The organism is Ligilactobacillus sp. (assembly GCF_036846325.1).
GTDB lineage: Bacteria > Bacillota > Bacilli > Lactobacillales > Lactobacillaceae > Ligilactobacillus.
Map to the genome: position 1 here is coordinate 1 of NZ_DAIUCE010000206.1, position 1,241 is coordinate 1,241.

At 49.7% G+C, this 1,241-nt stretch carries 1 pseudogene; it reads right to left on the bottom strand.

Features of this window, described 5'->3' with window-relative positions:
* Nucleotides 1-1,241: pseudogene (locus tag V7Z60_RS10225) on the bottom strand (FtsX-like permease family protein); the annotation flags it as partial.

The following is a 1,241-nucleotide window of genomic DNA, read 5'->3' on the forward strand; positions in this document are numbered from 1 at the left end:
AATCCGACCTGCTGCATGGTCCTGAAACGGTCCCGGTCTGCGTAGCCTTCCGAAACCTGCTTGTAGTACATGACGACGACGGTGGCGATCAGCATGACGATGCTGACGAAGATTCCGATAAAAAGGAGTCCGCCGAAAAGCTGATTGAACAGCTCTGAAACCGAAGGACGGTCAGTGAATGAGTCCATGTAAGGATCCTCCTGGCCGTTCTTCTTGACGACTGCCGTGAACTTGTCACCCAGTCCTGCCGTGTATCTCTTCAGGTCAGACTTCTTTCCGGAAATGTCGTACCCCATTGCGTAAAGCCATTTTCCGGAAATCTGCTCGCAAACCTTCCTGTCCCTTGCAAAAACAAAGATTGGCTTGAAGACCGTCCGCTGATAGTCGAAGTAGAAGTCAAAGCTGTCAATGTGACGTACCCTGTAAGTCTTCCCCTTGATTGTGAGACGGTTCCTGTCGTATCCGTCCTTTGAAGAGTACATCAGAATCTCGTCCTTCGCCAGATGCACGTTTTGCCTTTGAATTCGGTTGTAATCGGCTACGGGCACTGCAATCATCTGGTTTTCCGTGTTCATGGCGATTTTCCTGCTGACATGATAGGTGCTGCCTGAAAAATTGCCGTAAAGCGGTTCGGTCATCATCATATTGACATATTTTCCGACCGTGACATGATTGTCCTTTGCCCTGCCTTGAATCGTCATCTTGTCAGCATGACTGACCGGCGTCTTCTTGGTCATCACCACGTCGTACGGATTGTAAAGCATGACTGTCGCTTCCTGTGAAAGACGAAGGGTACCGGTCGTCACAATTGCAACGAGCGCCGTCGTCAGAAGCAGACAGATTGAAGCAAGACTTGCACCGTTCTGCTTCATGCGGTAGATCATCCCCGAAACTGAGATGAAATGGTTGCGCTTATAGTAGAAGTTCCTGTTTTTTCTGAGCATCTTCAAGAAGATGATCGAAAATGCGATGAAAACCAGGTAAGTTCCGATTACGACAAGGATTACGGCCAGCATGAAGCTCGTTACGGCATCCATCGAAGCCTTCATTCTGACTGCAATCGCATACCCCGATCCAAGTGCGATGACGCCGGCAATTCCCAGAAGCCATGAGCCGCGCGGTTCCTTTTCCCGCTTATTTACTGCCTTCCACAGGTCAAGCGGATTGACCGAACGAAGGCGCCACAAGTCACCCAACAGCAATATAAAATACACGGCTGCAAAATATCCGACGCAGCTGAC